Below are 16,667 nucleotides of genomic sequence, written 5' to 3' on the forward strand. Positions count from 1 at the left end.
TCAGCGGATGCCCGGGGTGCGTGGGTCGGGTCCGAGGCAGACCAGGATGGCGCACCCCGGCGGGGTGTCCGCGAACGGCGGGTCCAGCGGGTGATTCAGGCAAGCGAAGACATTGCAGCCCGGATAGGCGGCGGGACCGAGCCCGAACACCGCGATCAGGATGTCGGTGTCGACGAAGCGGCGGGGGTCCAGCCGCAGCGGCGGCTCGACGTACGGCCCCGGGTCGGGCACCGGCCGGTCGTAGAACGCGTCGAACACCTTGCGGAAGAACTCGTAGGGCAGTTCCTGGGTGTTCTGTACGACGCCCGACACGCCCTGGCTGCTGACGTTTCCGAAGACGCCGGTCCACACCACCGTGAGATCGAGGCTCGGAATGACGAAGACGTTCTGCAACCCGAGCCCGGCCATCGCGTATACGTCACGGGGCAGGAAGTCGGCGATCTCGGCGCAACCGCTGCCGAGCCAGAACAGGTAGCCGTAGCACGCGTTCGTGGGTGACGGCGTGCGTGCCATGGTCAAGTAGTCGGTGGAGACGATTTGCCGCGCGCCCCAGCGCCCGTCGTTGCCGACCAGCAGGCCGAGTTTCGCGAAGTCGTTCGGCGGGATCATCAGGTGCGCGTAGCCGTAGGTGTGCCCGGAGCGGTCGCGCGCCCAGTAGTAGTCGCTGCGGAGAATGCCGAGCGGATCGAACAACTCGCGCTGCGCGAACCGTTGCAGAGGCTCGCCGACGGCCAGTTCCAGCACGTAGGCCAGCAGGTCGACATTGCGCTGGCTGTAGGTGAAGACGGTGCCCGGCGGATTGTCCAGCGGCACGCCGAGCGCCTGCACCGCGCTGTCCGGGTCGACCGGGATCACACCGGTGACGCCCTCGGTCAGCACGCCGACCCGCATGCCCGAGGTCTCGGTGAGCAGGTTCTCGACGGTGATCGACCGGTGCGCCGCATCGCCGAGCCCGGCGGGCAGATAGCGGTCGATCGGTGCTCGGAGATCGAGTTTTCCTTGGTCCCAGGCGATTCCGGCGAGCAAGGAGACGACGCTCTTCGTCGAACTCCAGATGTTCCAGGCCACGTTGCCGGTCTGGGCGTTCGTCGGTCCCTCGCCGATGAGGCAGTTGTGCCGGAACACCTGCACATTGAACCGGTTTCGACCGGACGCGAAGGTCAGAGCGTCCTGAAGTTTCACGGAATCCAGACCGACCTGTTCCGGCGCCGCCCGCTCCAGATCGCGTCCCGAGCTGACCGCGCACCGCACCTGCTCACCGGGCGCGGCCACCGCGCTTCCGGCGAACACATTGCCCGCCACCAGCGAAACTGCCGCGATTCCCGCCAGGAATCCACCGAAACGCCCCATACGCAAGAGGCTAGCGCCCTTTCGCCTGATCACACGGGCAACAGGCGGGGAACTGGACGTCCGATATCCGCGCGGGTCGGGCCGGACTCGGGCGGCTCGTCGTTGAAACTCGATCGGCGGACACCCTTATCGCATACCGCCGCGCAAAGGGGCGAGCGTGCCGAGCGATCGGGGACGCGCGGCAGTCGGAATCGGCGGGCGCCGGTCGCCGGTATCGAGGAGAGCGGGGAAGTGGTCACCCCGATGCCGGACGTCGATGCGTGGATGACTTCGCCGTCGGCCGCGTAGCGGGCGGAGTGGCTTCCGCCGTTATCGGCCTGCCGAGCACGTGCGGTGCCGGGCCTGGGGCCCCGCCGCGACCGGCGGGCGTCATCGGTGGGAGCGCCTGGCCAGGCCATATAACGCGGTGCCGAGTGCCAGCGCACCGAGCCCGGCGAGCACGGAGCCGAGGGGCAGGGAGAACCCGACGACGACGCAGCCCACCGCGCCGACCACGGGGACCCACCGGGGCGGGCGGTTCTCCTCGATGGTCAGGGTGGCGGCGGAGATGTTGGCGATCAAGTAGTAGAAGAGCACGGTGAACGAGGAGAATCCGATGGCCGCGCGCAGATCGAACAGCGCGGCCACCACGGCGACCAGCGCGCCGACCACCAGTTCCGCGCGGTGCGGCACCCCGAAGCGCGGATGCACTGCGGCGAGCGCGCCCGGCAGATAACGGTCCCGCGCCATGGCGAGCACCGTGCGTGACACGCCGAGGATCAACGCGAGCAGCGATCCGGTCGCCGCGAGTACCGCGCCGATCCGCACCACCGGAGCGGCCGCGGGGACGCCTGCCGCAGCGACCACTCGCGCCAGTGGATCGGTGGCCCGGGCCAGTCCGGCGGAGCCGAGCACGCTCAGCGCCGCGACCGCCACCAGCGCGTAGACCACGAGGGCGAGTCCGAGCGCGATCATGACGGCACGGGGAATGGTGCGTCGCGGGTCGCGTACCTCCTCGCCGAGCGTGGCGATGCGGGCGTACCCCGCGAACGCGAAGAACAGCAACCCCGCCGCCGTGAGCACCTCGCGCGGGCCGATCCGGTCGGGCAAGGCCGTTGCCGCCGAGTGCGTTCCCGCCAGCCCGATCACGATGACGATGGCCAGCACCGCGAGCACCACCGCGACGAGCACCCGGGTCACGAACGCCGACTTCTGCACCCCGGTGTAGTTGACGGCGGTGATCGCCACCACCGCCGCCACCGCCACGGCATGCGCCTGCTCGGGCCAGGCGTAGCTACCGACGGTCAGCGCCATCGCCGCACACGAGGCGGACTTGCCCGCGACGAATCCCCACCCCGCGAGATATCCCCAGAACGGCCCGAGCCGTTCCCGCCCGTAGACGTACGTTCCACCGGACACGGGGTACCGCGCCGCCAGCCGTGCCGACGACGTCGCATTGCAGTACGCCAGCACCGCCGCCACCGCGAGCGCCACCGGCAACCAACTCCCGGCCGAAGCCGCCGCGGGCGCCAGCGCCGCGAATATCCCCGCCCCCACCATCGCCCCCAACCCGATGACAACCGAATCGGTGAGCCCGAGCCTGCGGTGCAAGGTCCCGTCCTGCGACGCCATGAAGTGCATCCTCCCGCATCGCCCCCGCCGCCGCAGAGCGAGTTCGACTCGGCGAAGGACTCCGTTGGTGGCACATGGCTGCGGCGGAACGCGAGAAGCCGCACGCTGCGGTGCCACTCGACCGATGTGGTCGGAAATGACAACGCCGCCGGATTCGCGAGGAATCCGGCGGCGCTGCGAGCTCGGACACCATATCGGTGTCACAACCGTCGGCGTCCCACAAGCGCCTCTCGGCGGATGGTCGCTCGAAGCGACAAAGGGGTGCGGCCCGGGGCTGTCCGGACGCCGGCGGTGGGTGTCGACGTCCCACAAGCGCCTCTCGGCGGGTGGTCGCTCGAAGCGACGAAGGGTGCGGCCCGGGGCTGTCCGGACGCCGACAGGGGGTTCAACCACCGGCTCCCGCAAGCTATTCCGGGGCAGATCTGTGACGCCCGCCACTTCGGTTGGGGCGTGTTCTCGTCGAGTCGAGGCCGGTGGACGAGGTCTCGGCCTGCAACTTTTCTTGAATGATTCCAGATAATTTTCTTGACTTATTCCAGAAAAGAGCCAGAATCGAAGCATGCACGCCAACGGCGCCGATCCACGCGAGTGGTTGCGAGCAGCGGGTTTGCGGGTAACCGCCCCGCGGATCGCGGTGCTGGACGCGGTTGCCGCGCGGCCGCATTCGGATGCCGACACGGTGGCCGCCACCGTGCGGGACGCGCTGGGCTCGGTGTCCACGCAGGCTGTCTACGACGTCTTGCACGCTTGCGTGCGCGCCGGGATCCTGCGGCGGATCGAACCCGCGGGCTCGTCCGCGCGATACGAGACCCGGATCGGTGACAACCACCACCATCTGGTGTGCCGAAGCTGCGGTGCGGTCGCGGATGTCGACTGCGCCGTGGGCGAAGCCCCATGTCTGGACCCTTCGGACGCTCACGGATTCGTGGTCGATGAAGCCGAGGTCGTCTTCTGGGGGCTGTGCCCGACCTGCCGTTCCGAGTAGCGGTCCGCACCTTGCCACCCCGGGTAGCACTCCCGGGGCGATGTTCACCAGCCGAGGAGTCCGATGACCAAGCCGACCACCACGAACACCGGCATCCCGGTAGAGAGCGACGACGAATCGCTCACCGCGGGCGCGCAAGGCCCGATCCTGCTGCACGACCACTACCTCATCGAGAAGCTCGCCCAGTTCAACCGGGAACGGGTGCCGGAACGCATCGTGCACGCCAAAGGCGCGGGCGCTTACGGTGAACTGGTCGTGACCAGCGACGTCAGCAGGTACACCAAGGCGAAACTGTTCCAGCCCGGCGCGCGCACGGAGTCGCTGGCGCGGTTCTCCACCGTGGCCGGTGAGCAGGGCAGCCCGGACACCTGGCGTGACCCGCGCGGATTCGCGGTGAAGTTCTACACCGAGGACGGCAACTACGACCTCGTCGGCAACAACACGCCCATCTTCTTCATCAAGGACCCGATCAAGTTCCCCGACTTCATCCGGTCGCAGAAGCGCCTGCCCGGCAACGGTCTTCGCGATCACAACATGCAGTGGGATTTCTGGACCCTGCGCCCGGAGAGCGCGCACCAGGTGACCTGGCTGATGGGCGATCGCGGCATCCCGAAGACCTACCGGCACATGAACGGCTACGGATCGCACACCTATCAGTGGATCAATGCCGCGGGCGAGCGCTTCTGGGTCAAGTACCACTTCAAAACCGACCAGGGCATCGAATACCTGACCCAGGCCGACGCCGACCGGATCGCGGGCGAGGACGCCGATTACCACCGCAAGGATCTGTGGGAGGCGATCGAGCGCGGCGACTTCCCGAGCTGGACGGTGTACGTGCAGGTCATGCCGGTCGCGGAGGCGGAAGGCTACCGGTTCAACCCGTTCGACCTGACCAAGGTGTGGTCGCACAAGGACTACCCCTTGCTCGAGGTCGGCAAGTGGACGCTGAACCGCAACCCGCGCAACTACTTCGTCGATATCGAGCAGGCCGCGTTCGAGCCGTCGAATGTGGTTCCCGGCATCGGTTTCTCGCCGGACAAGATGCTGCTCGGCCGCGTCTTCGCCTACGCGGACGCGCACCGCTACCGCATCGGCACGAACTACGCGCAGTTGCCGCCGAACCAGGCCAGGGCGGCGGAGGTGAACTCCTACTCCAAGGAGGGCGCCATGCGGTATCACTACAACGATCCGAATGTGCCGGTGTACGCGCCGAATTCGTTCGGTGGGCCGCACGCCGCACCGGAGCGGGCGCCCGACGGCGGCATCTGGGACTTCGACCCGGCCATCGTGCGGGCAAGCTACCTCCGGCACGCCGAGGACGGTGACTTCACCCAGGCGGGCACCCTGGTCCGCGAGGTGCTCGACGACGCGCAACGCGAGCGGCTGGTGCGCAACATCGTCGGCCACGTGCTCGGCGGTGTGCGGGAACCGGTGCTCGGCCGGGTTTTCGAGTACTGGAAGAACGTGGACGCCGACCTCGGCAAGCGGGTCGAGGAGGGCGTGCGCGCCGGGCTCGACGACAGCTCGCAGGGCTGAGCGCCCGCATCGAAGGCAGGTGTGCGTCATCGGCGCGCGCCTGCCTTCGGCGTGTCCGGCCGATCCTGTTTGCCCGGTAGGTGCCCGGGTGTCAGAGTGATGGCATGTCTCGGCTGACACGCGACCACCGGATGGCGCTCGCCGCCGCATTGGCTCTGCTGGCCGGTTGCGGTACGGGAACGGATGCGGCGCAGCCGAGTTCGATCACATCCAGCGTCCAGGTAAGTCCCGCCGCGAACACGAGCGTGGCGGACCTGGAGGCTCGCTACGGCGCGCAGATCGGGCTGTTCGCGGTGGACACCGGCACCGGCAGGACGGTGACCCACCGCGCCGACGAGCGTTTCCCGTTCCTGTCCACCTTCAAGGCGCTCGCGGCGGCCGCCCTGCTGCGCTCGCATCCGCTCGACACGGGATATTTCGATCGAGTGATCCGGTTCAACGAAGCGGATCTGGTCGAGCACTCGCCGGTGACCAGTGCGGGAGTGGTCGAGGGGATGACCCTGGCGCGAGTGGCCGAGGCCGCGATCACCCGCAGCGACAACACCGCGGGCAACCTGTTGCTGCGCGAGATCGGCGGACCGGAGGGGCTCACGGCGTTCCTTCGCACGCTCGGCGATCCGGCGAGCAGGCTCGACCGCTGGGAAACGGAACTCAACACCGCGATCCCCGGTGACGAGCGGGACACCACCACGCCCGCCGCGCTGGCGGCGGACTACCGCGCTTCGGCGCTGGGCGACGCGCTCGGCGCGCCCGAACGCGATCAGCTGGTGACCTGGCTGAAGGCGAACACCACCGGCGGCGCACGCATCCGCGCGGGGTTGCCCGCGAACTGGGTGACCGGCGACAAGACGGGCACCGGCTCCTACGGCTCGGCCAACGACGTCGCGATCGTCTGGCCGGAGGGTGGCCGGGCGCCGATCGTGCTCGCGATCATGAGCCGCAAGTCCGACGCGGACGCCGAGGCGAACAACGACTTGCTGGTGGAAGTGACAAAGGTAGCCGTAGAACGTCTACGGTGACCCACGGCGCCCGCGCCATCGAACCGATCGGCATCGCAGGCTGCGCGCTTCTGTCGCCGCGGTGCGCCGGACTTCGCGGGGACTGTAGTGGACCTGGCCGGGTTCGGGCGGCCAGGTTCGTACATCTACAGCAGGCCCCACCAGTACAGCAGGCTGGCCAGAATCCAGACCACCACGGTTTCCATCGTCGCTCCCAATCGTTCGGCGCACTCGTCACCATCATCCCGCGATCCGGCTCCGCGCGGTAGGAGCTTGCCGGGCACCGCTTGATAAAGGTGTGCTCACCTGCGGTTTCGATCTTGCAAGGTGTTCTTAAGTGCGTGCCAAGCGCCGGCCTGCATTGTTTGTCTCGCGGGAGGAACAAGCCCAGCACCGAAGGTGCGAACCGGGGAACGACCTGTCTCGAGGGGTGACAGGCCGGACCTCGGGGGTGGTGTCCGCCGGGCCGGTCTACGAGGGGTGGCCGGCCCGGCGGACGCGGATGCGGAGCGGACGCTCGCACCGGCTCTTCCTGGAGCTGACCGGCAACGACACGGTGGTTGCCGCTGCCGAAGGTAACCGATGAGTGCGCGGCACCCGGGTCCGCGGCGGGAAGGTGCGGCTGGGCTGGTCGCGAGGGTGATCGGCCCGCCTTCCTGGAACCAGTTCTAGACAGATGAGCGATTCTGTCTTACGGTCGATACATGGTGAACGTTGCGTATCGGTCGGCTCCGGTGTTCGAACTCCGTTCCGGCCCCACTTGGGCGTCGCCTTGGGAGATGTACGGGGCGCTGCGTGAGCACGATCCGGTGCAGCACGTCGTACCGGCGGCGCGCCCGGAGAACGACTACTGGGTGCTCACCCGGCACGAGCACGTGTACGCGGCGGCACGCGACAGCGAAACGTATTCCTCTCGCGACGGGCTGACGGTGGAATACGGCGAACTCGACGAACTCGGCCTGACCGACAACCCCCCGCTGGTGATGCAGGACCCGCCGCAGCACACCGACTTCCGCAAACTGGTCGCTCGCGGGTTCACCCCGCGTCAGGTCGAGGAAGTCGAGCCGGTGGTCCGCCGGTTCGTACGCGACCGGCTCGACCACCTCGGGGCGCAGGGCGGCGGTGACATCGTCGAGCAGCTGTTCAAGCCGCTGCCGAGCATGGTGGTGGCGTACTACCTCGGGGTGCCCGAACAGGACCGCGCGAGGTTCGACGGGTGGACCGACGCCGTCGTCGCGGGCAGCATCGACCGGACGAACACCAAGGCGCAGGCGGCGTCGGCGGAGATGATGGGTTACTTCGCGGGGCTGATCGAACGCAGGCGCTCCGATCCGGGTGACGACACGGTGTCACTGCTGGTCCAGGCGGGAATGGCGGCCGACGACACGGACGTGCGCGGGCTGATCCAAATCCTCGCCTACGCCTGGACCATGGTCGCGGGCGGCAACGACACCACCACGGGCCTGCTCGGCGGCGCCGTGCAACTGCTGCAACAGCACCCGGACCAGCGCGCCGCGCTCGCCGCGGAGCCGGACCGGATACGCGTCGCGATCGAGGAGTTCGCCCGGCTCACCTCACCGGTGCAAGGGTTGGCGCGAACCGCGACGCGCGATGTCGAACTGGCCGGGAAGACGGTGCGAGCGGGGCGGAAAGTGCTGCTGGTGTTCGGGTCGGCCAACCGCGACGAGCGGGCGTTCGGCGCGGACGCCGCCGAACTGGACATCGACCGGAACCCGCAGCGCATCCTCACCTTCGGGCACGGGCCGCACCACTGTCTCGGTGCGGCGGCGGCGCGGATGCAGGCCAGGGTCGCGCTCGAGGAGCTGCTCGATCGGTTCCCCGATTACGTAGTCGACAGCGACACGGTCGAGTACGCGAGCGGTCCCTACGTTCGCAGGCCGACCAGTGTGCCGTTCCGGTGCAGGGGCTGAGCGGCGAGGTGGCGCGACCCGGACGGCGCACGTCCGCCCGCGGCGCAGCCGGTGAAGCCGGCGTCGGCGGGCCGGAGAACTCGGCTCGGCGGTCCGTACCGCTGTCGGAGTGGCAGCTCGGTGCGGTGAAGTAGGAGAGGACACGGCAATGAGTGGCGATTGGCTGGCCGACGGCCGCACCGAGCTGGCCGGTGAGCGCATTCTCGACGCGGTGCGCGCGCTGTTCATCGACAAGGGCGTCAGCGGAGTCGGCATGGCCGAAGTCGCCGACGCCGCAGGCTGTTCCAGGGCGACGCTGTATCGCTACTTCGAGAATCGGCAGGCGCTGTATGTGGCCTTCGCGGGGCGGGAGGCGCGGCAGTTGATCGAGCGAGTCTGGCGCGACCGCGCGGTGCCCGCGAGCGCGGAACCGGGGGAGCAATTGCTCGACACGTTGACCGCCCTGCTCGCCGAGGTACGGAAAACGCCGCATCTGGCGGTCTGGTTCGAACCGTCCAACGCGGGCATCGTTGCCCAGCTGGCGAATTCGGCGGGTGTGGTGGACGCGCTGGCCACGGACTTCGTCGCCGGATTCCGCCCAGGGCTGCCCGCCGTCGCCGCCGAGCGCGTCGGTCGGTGGGTGGTGCGTGCGATGGTGTCGTTGCTGACGCTGCCCGGTGCGGGTGAGGACGAGGAACGGGCGATGCTGCGCGACTTCGTGCTGCCGTTCCTGCTCGACGACCGGACGGTGATCGCCTGATCCGGCACGTCGTCGACCGGAGCCGCGCGGGACTCCGGCCGAAGCGCGACACCGCCGCGCGTGGGTTCAGACCGTCGCGGCCGAGTAGTCGGGCAGGTCGTAGCTCTCGGTCTTGCTCAACATCCGCATCATCACCGGGCGCATCGCCTTCGACATCATCAGCTTGCTGAGGGCGTGGCCCGCGCGAATGCCGAAGCGAGACTTGGGCGTCATGGCGTTCAGGCCGCCCGGCTGCAACTGCTGGGCCGTCTTCACGAAGGGGCGCAGCACTTCCTGGTAACGGGCCAGGCCCCGGCCGGGGTTGTCGGCGTGCGCGGCCAGCTCACCGGCGAGGACGTACGCGCCCACCAGCGCCATCGCGGTTCCCTGGCCGGTGAGCGGTGAACCGCAGTAGCCCGCGTCGCCGAGCAGGACCACTCGGCCCTCGACCCAGCTCGGCATGTCGATCCGGGCCAGCTCGTCGAAGTAGAAGTCCGGCGCCTCGGACACGGCCGCCGCGATGCGAGCCGATTCCCAGCCGCCGCCGGCCAGGCGGTCGCGGATGAACTGCTGCTGTGCGGCGACATCCCGGCGCAGCGCGGGATCGGCTGCCGCGCGGATCACGACGAGCGCCTTGCAGGTGGCCGGGTCGGAGTCGGGACGCATGCCCAGCCCGGTGGCCCCCACCAGCGAATGCATCGTGAACCAGTGCGGCTCCAGGTCTTCCGGGCGCGGCAGCGTGAAGAACGACATGTATCCGCCCAGGTAGGTCGCGAACTGTTCCTCGGGGCCGAAGACCATCCGGCGGGTGGCGGAGTGCAGTCCGTCCGCGCCGATCACGATGTCGAACCGCTCGGTCGCGCCGGAGGCGAACGTGACGTCGACGCCCGCGTCGTCCTGCCGGATCTCGGTGATCCACTCGCCGTACCGGTAGTCGACGCCGCCCTCCGCGACGAGCAGGTCGAGCAGCACCTGGTTGAGATCCCCTCGGGTGATCTCGATTTCGGCGACCGCGCCCTTGCCGTCGAAGAGTTCGGCGGACATGCGGAGAATCTCGCGGCCCGCGTCGTCGACGTACTTCATGCCCCGCTCGTCGAGCTGGTAGTCGCGGATGCCCGGCATCATGCCCATCCGCTCGGCCACCTCGCGACTGGGCCCGCGCAGGTCGACTGCCTGGCCGCCGGGCCGCGGCGCCGCGGCGCGCTCCACGACGGTGGCCCGGATGCCGGCCCGGAGCAGTTGCAGCGCGACGGCATTGCCGCCGATGCCGCCGCCGGCGACGAGCACGCGGAGCTGGCTTACGGATTTGGCGTTCATGACTTTCCTCGACTCCCACTGGATTGACCAAATGTCTTAGACATATGTCTAACACAAGCTGGCACAACTGTCTAGCACAAATGTCTAACCAGGTGGGCAGAGCAATGGCCCATGGCGACGAGGAACCCTCGCGGCCATGGGCCATCGGTGAAAAGCGCGACCTAGGAACGACGCTGGAGGTAGGTGCGCCAGCTCGCGAGATGGGTGATGTCGGTAGCGGCGCTCGCGGCATCGTAGGTGCAGGTGAAACCGACGACCTCGCGGTCGTCGGCGAGTTCGATCCTGGTCAGGGCCATGGGAGCGGGAAGCTCGGCGAGGAACGCACCCAATCCGGCGGCGGAGACGCGGAACAGCTCTCCCTCGATCGGGGCGCCGCGGCCCGGTCCGTGCCGCACCAGTCCCGGCTTGGGCGGCGTGGTGTCGAGAGCGGTCAGCCGGTAGGCGTCGGTGGTCCGGATCTCGCCGAGAAAGCGCGCGCCGAGTTGCTCGAGCTGGAAGTGCAGCGGCTGCCCACGCAGGTGTGCCCCGAAGACGGCGAGGTCGACGCCGCGCTCGACGAGCAGCGGCGAGCTCTCCGAACCGAGCAGGCGGGCGGCGATGTCGACGGCCACCTGATCGGCGAAGGCGGGGGTGACCAGCATGACTCCGAACGGCGCGCCGTCGGCGGTGGACGCGCCGGGGACGGCGACGGCGGCCATGTCCAGCAGATTGCAGAAATTGGTGTATGTGCCCATCCGCCGGTTGATTCCGATCGGATCGGCTCGCACCGCTGCGATGCTGGGGTGTTCGGTGGTCGTCGGCAGCAGCAGTGCGTCGAAGCCGTGCAGCAGTCCGGCGGCCGCCGCCTTCGCGCGGGCCAGCCGCTCGAGATCGGCGGCGAACGCCGTGCCGGTCTTCTCCCGCGCCGCGCCGATGATCGCGGTGACCGTGGGGTCGGCGCCCGCGGGAGCGGTGTCCAGGAACGCGCCCACCGCGGCATAACGTTCGGCGACGAGCGCACCGTCGTAGAGCAAGAGCGCGGCGTCGATGAGGACGGAGATGTCGATTTCCTCGGTCTTCGCGCCGATATCGGCGACACCGGCGACGGTGCGGGCGAACGCTTCCCGATACGGCTCGCCGAGCGCGGTCAGGTCCTCCGGGCGCGGCACGGCGATGCGCGGCGCGAGCGGGGCGGCCAGCCGGACGTCGGCGGGCCAGGTACGGCTGCGCGGGTCGCGCGGCTCGGGGCCCGCCATCACCGCGGCCGCGGTCACCGCCGAGTCGAGGTCGGCGGCGAAGACCGTGACGGCGTCGTAATCGGCGCAGGCGGGCACGGTCCCATGCGCCGGGATCACTCCCAAGGTGGGCTTGATGCCGACGATCCCGTGCAGTGCCGCGGGCACGCGGCCGGATCCGGCTGTGTCGGTACCGATGCCGATGTCCGCGATGCCGAGCGCCACCGCGGCGGCGGAACCGGAACTGGAGCCGCCCGCCACCAGCTCCGGATAGCGGGCGTTGCGCACCGCGCCGTACGGGCTGCGCGTCCCGACCAGCCCGGTGGCGAACTGATCCAGGTTCGTCTTTCCCAGCACCAGCGCCCCGGCCGCGAGCAATCGCTCGATCGCCGCCGCGGTCACCTCGGGCAGGTAGGCGAACTCCGGGCAGGCCGCGGTGGTCGGCAGGCCCGCCACATCGATGTTGTCCTTCACCGCCACCAGAACCCCGGCCAGCGGCAGGGACTCTCCGGCGGCGAGCCGCCGCGCGAGGGTGGCCGCTTCGGCGGCGACCTCGGATTCCGGTCGCAGGGTGATCCACACCTCCGGCCGATCGACCTCGGCGATCCGCCGATAGGCGGCCGCGACGCGTTCGACGGGGTCGGCCGCCGTATTGCCTAGGACGCCTGCGGGCATTCAGTCGACTCCGATCACGATTAGTGGCGTGCCCGGCTCCACCTTGGCGCCGGGGGTGGTCAGTACCTTCAGCACGGTGCCCGCGCTCGGGCTGTGCACGGGTAATTCGAGTTTCATCGCCTCCAGGACGGCCACCGGCGCACCGGCCTCGACCTGCTGGCCCGGTTCGACTTCCACCCGCCAGACATTGCCGATCATCGGCGCCGACACCACGGTCGCGTCGGCGGGCAGCCCGGCGAGCGGGTCATCGATCGGCGTGGCGACGGGCGCGACGGTGCTGCGCTCGAATTCGCCCGCCGCCCGCCACGCGTCCTTCTCCGCCTCGAACGCGGCGGCCTGCCCGGCCTCGAACTCGGCGATGGCGTCGGCCTCGGTGCGCAACAGGCGCAGGTGGTCGGCGAGCGCGAAACTGCCCTCACTCACCTCGGCGTCGAATCTGCCCGCCTCGGCCGCGCGGCGGTACTCGAGCAACTGTTGCGCGCCGACCGGTTCCCACACGATGCGATCGAAGAACCGGAACAGCCAGGGCGTGCCGGATTCGAACGGCGCGGCCTGCCGGTAGCTGGACCAGATCGGCACCGTGCGGCCGATCAGTTGATAGCCGCCCGGGGAGGCCATCCCGTAGACGCACAGGTACTTGCCGCCGATGCCGACGGCATCCGACGGGGTCCAGGTGCGGGCCGGGTTGTATTTGGTGGTGACCAGGCGGTGCCGCGGATCCAGCGGAACCGCCAGCGGCGCACCGAGGTATACGTCCCCGAGTCCGAGCACCAGATACTCGGCGTCGAAGACGGTGGTGCGCACATCGTCCACATCGGCGAGCCCGTTGATACGGCGGATGAACTCGATGTTCGACGGCAGCCATGGCGCGGTGTCGCGCACACCGCTGCGGTAACGGTCGATGGCTTCGGCGATGGACGGGTCGTCGAACGACAGCGGTAGCCGGATGGTGCGGCTCGGCACCACCAGGTCCGTCGTGGCGGGCAGCTCGAGTTCGAGTTCGGTCAACGTGCCGAGCAGCCGATACAGCGGCAGCACCGCGGGGTCGAAGTGGATGTGCAGGGACCGGACGCCAGGGGTCACGTCGAGAATGCCGGGCAGCCGGACGCCGGCAAGGCTTTCGGCCAGCGCGTGCACCCGCATGCGCAGCCCGAGATCGAGCACCATCTCGCCGTATTCGACCAGGACGTTGTCGTCCCCGCCGCGCAGGTACCGCACCCGCGGACGGTCCCGCGACGCCTCGAGGCCGCCGAGAACACCGCGATCGCGCAGGGCCGCCGCGGCATCGGTGACCAGCTCCGGCACGCGACCGCCACCGGACGAACGCAACGCGGCCGCCTTGTCGTCGTCGACCGGCACGAACCGCACCGAGTCGCCGGGACGCAACTGGCCCATCCGCCAGCGATGCGCGGACACCACCGTCAGCGGACAGGCGAATCCGCCGAGGCTCGGGCCGTCGGGCCCGAGCAGGATGGGCGTGTCACCGGAGACGTTCAGCGCGCCCACGCTGTAGGGGTTGTCGTGCAGGTTGGACGGGTGCAGCCCGGCCTCGCCGCCGTCGGTGCGCGACCAGGCCGGTTTCGGGCCCTCCAAACGAATGCCGGTGCGATTGGCGTGGCTGCCGACCCGCCACGGGTGCGTGCAGAACTGGATCATGTCGGCGTCGGTGAAGTACGCGGAGGTCTGCGGGCCGACGCCGACCGCGAGCTGCCACTCGTGGGTGAAACCGGGCCGCTCATCCGGCGGCACCGCGGCGGGTGGGCCGAGTGCGCTCGCGTCGACCGGGGCGATGCCGAGCACGTCGCCGGTGGTTACGGCGCTACCGGTCACCCCGCCGAATCCGCCGAGGGTGAAGGTGGCCGCGCTGCCGTGATAGAGCGGCGCGTCGATGCCGCCGCGCACCGCCAGATAGGTGCGCAGGCCGGTGTCGGTGGGTGCGCCGATGTCCAGCACCGCTCCCGCGGCCACCGTGACGGGCTCCCACATGGACACCGAGCGGCCGTCCACCGTCACCGGAGCAGGCGCACCGGTCACGCACACGACGGTGCTATCGGAGAAGCGCAATCGCGGGCCCTCCAGGGTGCATTCGAGCGCGGGCGCCCCGGCCGGGTTGCCGACCGCGGTGTTGGCGAGGGTGAAGGAGAGGTCGTCCATCGGGCCGGACGGCGGAATGCCGACGTTCCACAGGCCGATCCGACCGGGGTGGTCCTGCACCGTGGTCATGGTCCCGCCGCGCAGTACGTCGATGCGTCGGCCTGCCGGGCGGATCTCGGCCAGCGTTGTGGTGGTGTGCTCCGTGCGTAGGACCCGGCCTTCGGCCGTGGCCTGGCGCAACTGCGGCAGGTTCGTCTGCACGCCGTAGATCCGCGTGGCGGCGAGCGCGGTGCGCAGTGCGGCGAAGGCGTCCGCTCGGGTCTCGCCCGCGCTGATCACCTTCGCCAGCAACGGGTCGTAATACGGGCTGACCTCCGAACCGGTGTCGACCCACGTGTCCACCCGTACGTCGTCGGGGAAGCACGCGGCCGTGATCAGGCCCGCGCTGGGGCGGTAATCGTGGCCGGGATCTTCCGCGTAGACGCGGGCTTCCACCGCGTGACCGGTGATCGCAGGACCGCTCTCGGGCAGTTCGTCCACCATCGAGGTGTCCCCGCCGGCCAGGCGCAGCATCCACTCCACCAGATCGACGCCGGTGACCGCCTCGGTGACCGGATGTTCCACCTGCAAGCGGGTGTTCATCTCCAGGAACGACGCGGCCCCGCTATCGGCGTCGTAGACGAATTCCACCGTCCCGGCCGAGCGGTACCCGACCGAGCGGGCGAGCTCCCGGGACGCGGCGAGCAGGCGCTCCGACAGTTGCGCGGTGAGTCCCGGCGCGGGCGCCTCCTCGATCACCTTCTGGTTGCGGCGTTGCAGCGAGCAGTCCCTGGTCCCGAGGCTGACGACGCGGCCGTGGCCGTCACCGAACAACTGCACTTCGACGTGCCTGGCCCGCGCGACGAAACGTTCCAGGAAGACGCCCGCCGAACCGAAGTTCGCCGCCGCGATGCGCTGCACGCGCTCGTAGGCCGCGCGCACCTCGTCCGGGCCGAAGCAAGCCTGCATGCCGATGCCGCCACCGCCGCCGACCGCCTTGAGCATCACGGGAAAGCCGATCCGCTCCGCCTCCGCCACCGCGTGATCGGCCGCTTCGAGCAGGTCACTGCCCGGAATGAGCGGTACGCCGACCGCACGCGCCGCCGTACGGGCGGTGTGCTTGTCGCCGAAGACGCGCAGCTGCTCGGCAGTGGGTCCGACGAACGCGATGCCCGCCTCCTCCACCACGGTGGCGAACTCCGCGTTCTCCGAGAGGAATCCGTAGCCGGGATGAATCGCCCCGGCCCCGGTCGCCAGCGCCGCGTCGACCACCAAGTCGGCGCGCAAGTAGGACTCCGCGGCCGGGCCCGGACCCAGACGCACGGCGACGTCGGCCATCTCGACGTGCGCCGCGCCGACATCCGCGTCGGAGTACACCGCGACCGTCTTCAGCCCGAGTGCCCGGGCGCTACGCATGATGCGGCACGCGATCTCGCCGCGGTTCGCGACGAGCACCGCATCGAATTCCAGCCCCACTACCGCTCCCCGTTAATCCGTGGCCAGCGACATCGCCGCGATCGCGCGGGTCACCCGTTCGAGCACCACATCCAGCGATTCACCGATGTGCGTGTGCAACAGCCGGTACGCGAGCGGGAGATCGTCCGCCAGCACGGCGTCGAGGATGCCCAGATGCTCGGCGATGGTGGTCTCGATCCGGTTGTTGACCATGAAGTCGTACATGCGCACATGGCGGATACGGGAATTCACCGCTTTGAGTGCACGCACCATCTCGGTGTTGCCCGCCGCGGTGAGCAGCGTGACGTGGAATTCCTCGTCGCGCACCACGAAACCGGGCTCCTGTTCCGGTGGGTCGGCGCGCAGTTCCAGCCAGGCGGCGCGCTCGGATTCCAGCAGCTCCCGGTCGTGCGTGACCGCGGGATTGGTCATCGCGCGCTGAAGACCGCCCAGTTCCAGGGTGATTCGCAACTCGTACAGGTCCCGGATCAGCGGGATGCTCGGCCGGACCGGACTGAAGCCGTATTCTTCGCGTTGCAGCAGTCCGTCCGAGCACAGGACGGTCAGCGCTTCGCGGATCGGTGTGCGCGAAATGCCGAATCGCGCGGAGAGTTTCGGCTCGGTCAGTCGTTCGCCGAACTTGATGTCCCCGTTCATGAGCTCGCTGCGCAGTGCCGCGTACACCACGTCGCGTAGGGATTTGCCCGCCGCGTCCGCCAGAGTCGCTATCCGTGTCGACATGGC

The 16,667-nt window shown here is 69.5% G+C and carries 12 protein-coding genes; 5 read left to right on the forward strand and 7 right to left on the reverse strand.

Annotated features, from left to right (window positions below; translation table 11 throughout):
• The gene (locus ABZ803_RS27455) at positions 1–1,350 is read right to left on the reverse strand and encodes a serine hydrolase (protein WP_357043576.1); all 1,350 of its coding nucleotides are present in this window, start codon (positions 1,348–1,350) and stop codon (positions 1–3) included.
• A gap of 369 nt (positions 1,351–1,719) precedes the next feature.
• Entirely contained in the window at positions 1,720–2,961 is a 1,242-nt protein-coding gene (locus ABZ803_RS27460; protein WP_357043578.1) for an APC family permease, read from the reverse strand.
• 559 nt (positions 2,962–3,520) lie between these two features.
• On the opposite strand from ABZ803_RS27460, the gene ABZ803_RS27465 reads away from it, so the two are divergent.
• From ABZ803_RS27465 to bla, 3 genes are all read left to right on the forward strand, one after another.
• Complete coding sequence (locus tag ABZ803_RS27465; protein WP_357043580.1) at positions 3,521–3,946, forward strand: Fur family transcriptional regulator; 426 nt, start codon at positions 3,521–3,523, stop codon at positions 3,944–3,946.
• 63 nt (positions 3,947–4,009) lie between these two features.
• Complete coding sequence (locus ABZ803_RS27470; RefSeq protein ID WP_357043582.1) at positions 4,010–5,482, forward strand: catalase; 1,473 nt, start codon at positions 4,010–4,012, stop codon at positions 5,480–5,482.
• Positions 5,483–5,586: 104 nt separating this feature from the next.
• Positions 5,587–6,501, forward strand: coding sequence for a class A beta-lactamase (gene bla / locus ABZ803_RS27475; protein ID WP_357043584.1), 915 nt, complete (start codon positions 5,587–5,589; stop codon positions 6,499–6,501).
• A gap of 125 nt (positions 6,502–6,626) precedes the next feature.
• Here the strand turns inward: bla and ABZ803_RS27480 are convergent, their stop codons facing one another.
• A complete protein-coding gene (locus ABZ803_RS27480; RefSeq protein ID WP_157114101.1) occupies positions 6,627–6,764 on the reverse strand; it encodes a hypothetical protein in 138 nt (45 codons plus the stop codon).
• Between the two features lie 420 nt (positions 6,765–7,184).
• Between ABZ803_RS27480 and ABZ803_RS27485 the strand changes: the two genes are divergently transcribed.
• Both ABZ803_RS27485 and ABZ803_RS27490 read left to right on the forward strand, forming a co-directional pair.
• The gene (locus ABZ803_RS27485) at positions 7,185–8,411 is read left to right on the forward strand and encodes a cytochrome P450 (RefSeq protein ID WP_357043587.1); all 1,227 of its coding nucleotides are present in this window, start codon (positions 7,185–7,187) and stop codon (positions 8,409–8,411) included.
• A 148-nt stretch (positions 8,412–8,559) separates the two neighbouring features.
• Positions 8,560–9,150 (forward strand): helix-turn-helix domain-containing protein, encoded by a 591-nt coding sequence (locus ABZ803_RS27490; protein WP_357043589.1) that lies wholly within the window; start codon positions 8,560–8,562, stop codon positions 9,148–9,150.
• A 66-nt stretch (positions 9,151–9,216) separates the two neighbouring features.
• Here ABZ803_RS27490 and ABZ803_RS27495 read toward each other — a convergent pair whose 3' ends face one another.
• From ABZ803_RS27495 to ABZ803_RS27510, 4 genes are all read right to left on the reverse strand, one after another.
• Positions 9,217–10,446: an FAD-dependent monooxygenase gene (locus tag ABZ803_RS27495; protein WP_357043591.1), complete on the reverse strand. Its 1,230-nt coding sequence runs from the start codon at positions 10,444–10,446 to the stop codon at positions 9,217–9,219.
• Positions 10,447–10,607: 161 nt separating this feature from the next.
• Positions 10,608–12,335 carry an allophanate hydrolase gene (gene atzF, locus ABZ803_RS27500; protein ID WP_357043593.1) on the reverse strand — a complete coding sequence of 576 codons (1,728 nt, stop codon included), beginning with the start codon at positions 12,333–12,335 and terminating at the stop codon, positions 10,608–10,610.
• Positions 12,336–15,944, reverse strand: a complete 3,609-nt coding sequence (gene uca, locus ABZ803_RS27505) for an urea carboxylase (RefSeq protein WP_357043595.1) — start codon at positions 15,942–15,944, stop codon at positions 12,336–12,338.
• A gap of 12 nt (positions 15,945–15,956) precedes the next feature.
• Positions 15,957–16,664: a GntR family transcriptional regulator gene (locus ABZ803_RS27510; RefSeq protein WP_357043597.1), complete on the reverse strand. Its 708-nt coding sequence runs from the start codon at positions 16,662–16,664 to the stop codon at positions 15,957–15,959.
• Between the last annotated feature and the right edge of the window lie 3 nt (positions 16,665–16,667).

The organism is Nocardia sp. NPDC047648, from assembly GCF_040642815.1.
GTDB classification, from domain to species: domain Bacteria; phylum Actinomycetota; class Actinomycetes; order Mycobacteriales; family Mycobacteriaceae; genus Nocardia; species Nocardia gamkensis.